Origin of the sequence: Aeromonas lacus, assembly GCF_000764665.1 — a bacterium.
GTDB lineage: Bacteria > Pseudomonadota > Gammaproteobacteria > Enterobacterales > Aeromonadaceae > Aeromonas > Aeromonas lacus.
Map to the genome: position 1 here is coordinate 1 of NZ_JRGM01000060.1, position 3,608 is coordinate 3,608.

At 58.0% G+C, this 3,608-nt stretch carries 3 protein-coding genes; all 3 read right to left on the reverse strand.

Features of this window, described 5'->3' with window-relative positions; genetic code table 11:
• Window positions 1-551: 551 nt before the first annotated feature.
• A complete protein-coding gene (locus LG31_RS0107500; protein WP_033113865.1) occupies window positions 552-1,127 on the reverse strand; it encodes a disulfide bond formation protein B in 576 nt (191 codons plus the stop codon).
• Window positions 1,128-1,136: 9 nt separating this feature from the next.
• Window positions 1,137-1,295: a DUF5993 family protein gene (locus tag LG31_RS21415; protein WP_162850503.1), complete on the reverse strand. Its 159-nt coding sequence runs from the start codon at window positions 1,293-1,295 to the stop codon at window positions 1,137-1,139.
• Window positions 1,296-1,662: 367 nt separating this feature from the next.
• Window positions 1,663-3,150 carry a peptide MFS transporter gene (locus LG31_RS0107510; RefSeq protein ID WP_033113866.1) on the reverse strand — a complete coding sequence of 496 codons (1,488 nt, stop codon included), beginning with the start codon at window positions 3,148-3,150 and terminating at the stop codon, window positions 1,663-1,665.
• Window positions 3,151-3,608: the final 458 nt, after the last annotated feature.

The window sequence follows — 3,608 nt, forward strand, 5'->3', positions numbered from 1 at the left end:
TAGTTAGAGTGATGTATTTTATTAAAAGTTAAATTACATGTCGAGTTAACCATAGAGTCATGGGACTGACTAGCAACGAGTAAACAGATATTCGAGAAAATAGCTAAAACAGGTTTCTGCGATGCTACTGGGTAAGTCATCAGATCTTCTTTTCTATTGCCATGGCGTCTACGGCGCGGCTGATAGCGCTTCGCTAATCGACCCTACTTTTCTCTGTTTTATTTAACGTTCTGCTGCTTGTCGGTGGCTTCGGTTGTGATGGTTTTTTCCCCCCTCATCCCCGACCCTTCTCCCCTTATCTATGGCAAAGAGTGGGAGAAGGGAGTGCCGGAATCACCGTTGGGTGATGACACGGCCTGAGGTTGGCATCGATTTGTTCCCTCTCCCCTTGGGAGAGGGTCAGGGTGAGGGGAGGTAACCGTAGGGTGCAATGAAATTGCACCGCTATTGAATCTGCGAGGTTGCCGCTGCAATGGGCCGGACTTGTTGCACCTTTCGACAATATAAGGCGGCAATAACAGGTGGCGGACTGGCCGCCACCTTGAGGGTGATTAACGCAGGCTCAGCAGCTCATAGATGACGGGATTATCGGCGCACTGTCCCGCGCCGCACTCCAGCACGGTAGAGATCAGGTTTGCCGCAATCAGCAAGACAAACAGCAGGGAGGCCATGCGCCCCCAGCGCGCCAGATCCAGCTTGGGCAGCGCAATAGCGAGCCCGTCCCGCACCATCAATATCAGGGCGACGGCCAGGATGATCAGCAGGGCGCTGACCAGCGACCAGCTATAAAAGTGCAGCCCGAGAAAGGTGGAACCATAGCCGGGATCGCCGGGCAGAATATGCAGCAGCACCTGCCGGGCGCCGATCATGGCGGTGGTCAGGGCGCCGACAATCACGATGCCGTAGTGTGCCCCTTTTGCGCCAAATTGCAGGTTGAACATAAAGCCGAAACCGGCGACGACAAGGCCGACCCGCTGCAATAAACACAGGGGGCAGGGGAGTTCGGCCAGATAGAGCTGGTAATAGAAGGCGACGATCAGGGTCAGGCAGATACCCACCAGCCCCAGCGTGTCGAGCAGCTGTGGCAGGTCACTCTTCGCGGCGGTGGCAGAGGTCGAAAGGCTCATGGCAGGCTCCTAGAACGAGAGGGTGAGCGGGTCGGTCACATGGTGCATAAAGGAGAGCAGGGTCACCACCAGCAACACCGCCCAGAGCAGATAGGAGGCGCCGCGCTTGTTCAGCAAGATGCTGATCCCCGTTATCAGCGCCAGCAGGAAGGGCAAAAACATATACATCTCATCTCTCCTTATCGTGGTGAGTCTGGCTCACAAGGCTTTGAGTATATGGCGGGCGGCATAGGGCGACCCGGCAAAAAGCCGTCGCTATATGGTTCCGACTTCAATCATCGTACCCCTGTCGGCGGGAAATACCTACTGGGTAGTCAGGGCTGTGCAGATTTCCCTTACACCCCGATCTGCGCGATTGTTTCATCAGTGCGACAGTAAAAAATAGATTGTTGCTTTGGTGCAAAAATAACCATCGGCGTTGCACCAGCAGCCTGAAACGAACCAGCCATCCCACCAAAAGCAGAGGCCCCGCAATCCATGATTGCGGGGCCTCTGGTCTTGTCTGCGGCTCATGCCGCTTGCTGGTGCAAGTCGATTAGACGGGGATAACTGTCGCCGCCGGTTGCGGGGCAATTTTCGAGGCGATCAGCTGGCGCAGACGGGGCACCAGCAGTAGCAACACCACGCCGCCCGCCAGCGAGCCCCAGCCGAGCATATTGAACACCGAGCTGTAGCCCGGGTTGGTGGCTACCGGAGAGCTGCCGATATTCTGCGGCATGGCGCTGGAGACATAGCCCGCCAGCACGGAGGCAACGCCGGTCACCATCATCCAGCAGCCCATCAGCAGACCCTGCAGGCTGGCGGGGGCCAGCTTGCCAATCATGGCGTAACCGATGGGGGAGATAAGCAGCTCGCCAAAGCTCTGCAGCACATAGCTGATGGCGATCCACTTGAAGGCGACCAGCCCGTCGGCACCCGCCAGATGGATGCCGAGCGGCAGCACCAGCATGCCGAGCCCCATGCAGAACAGGGAGGCGGCAAACTGGGAGGGGATGTCGATATTCCACCCCTGTTCGCGCAGCCGCTTGAACAGCAGCGCCATCAGCGGGCCACCGATGACGATGACGAGGGTGTTGATGTTCTGGATCCACTGGGGCGCGACCCGCAGCCCGAACACGTTGAGGTTGATGTTGTGCTCGGAGAAGAGCATCAGCCCCATGGGCGCCAGCTGGTAGAGCGACCAGAAGATAAGGGAGCCAAGGGCGAGGATCAGGTAGGCCACCATGCGGCTGCGCTCGGCGGCGTCCGGATGGCGGGCGGTCATCACGCAGAGCAGCACCAGCACCACGGCGCCCAAGATCAGCACGAAGCTGCCGCTGAAGCTGGCATGGGTCAGCAGCAGGCGCAGCGCCGGCACCAGCATGGCCAGAATGGCGATCCCGGCCAGCATGCGGCGGTAGAAGCTGCTCCCTTTGACATGGCGAAGCGGGGTGCTGATATCCGCCAGAATCGGCCAGCAGGCGAAGGTGGCGATGATGGCAATGATGTTGCCCAGCGTTGCAAACAGGAACAGGGTGCGGTAATCCTCGGTGAGCTGGAAGTAGCCCGCCACCGTGAAGCCGATAAAGAAGCCCAGATTCATCCCGGCGTAGTTCCACAGGAAGGCGCTCTCGCGGCGGTGATCATCCGGGGCGAAGCGCTGGGTCAGCATCATGTTGAGGCAGGTGACGTTGAGGCCGCTGCCGGTAAGGAACATGGCGAGCCCCCAGTAGAGGCCGGTGATCCCCATCTCGGCGATGAAGTAGCAGCCGATCACCTGCAGCACCATCCCCATCACGAACAGGTTGCGGTTGCTGAGGTAGCGCCCGCCGAGATAACCGCCAAACAGGTGCAGGCCATAGTTGAAGGCCCCGAAGACCCCCATCATGGCGTTGGCCTGGGATTCGCTAAAGCCGAGCCGCTTGGTGGCGTAGAGCACCAGGGTGGAGTAGAGCACGGCAAACCCCAGGGTCGAGAAGGTCTGGATAAAGAACAGCGCCCCGGAGCCGGGGGGAATGGTGGGGTGTTGATTCGAAGCGCTCACGGTCTGTCTCCTGTGAGAGAAGAAAGTCATAACTCGTCCTGAGAGCGTACCGGTCTGCTGCCGGCTAGCCTTGTGCGCTTCCATGCTGGTCTGAAGGCCGGTCTGTCATTTAGCGGCCAAGCGGTGCAAATAGCCATACCTGAAATTTAATCTGGCGAGATTAATTGTCTTTTATTGATCTATTCCGGTTTTTTATGCGGTTTTGACTGCTGAGAAGCTGGCGCTGGCGGGGCGGCAATCAGATTGAGTGGGGTTGAATGGAGCCCACTTTGGCCTTGGCTGATCTGATAGTGGGATCGCCATCCCGCTTTTGGCTGCTCTTTCGCCATTGCTGCCGGCATGTTGAGTGGCAGCGTATTTATTCAGTTTCACTCTTTGAGTGAATAAATATTGAAAATGAGGGCTTGATCAGAGCCTGATGGTGTGGGGGGGGGGCGTTTCATCGCAGGGGCTAATAT

What these genes read in the sequence shown, in the direction of transcription:
- LG31_RS0107500 (WP_033113865.1), bottom strand. Translation starts at nt 1,127, where the DNA reads ATGAGCCTTTCGACCTCTGCCACCGCCGCGAAGAGTGACCTGCCACAG.
- LG31_RS21415 (WP_162850503.1), bottom strand. Translation starts at nt 1,295, where the DNA reads ATGTATATGTTTTTGCCCTTCCTGCTGGCGCTGATAACGGGGATCAGC.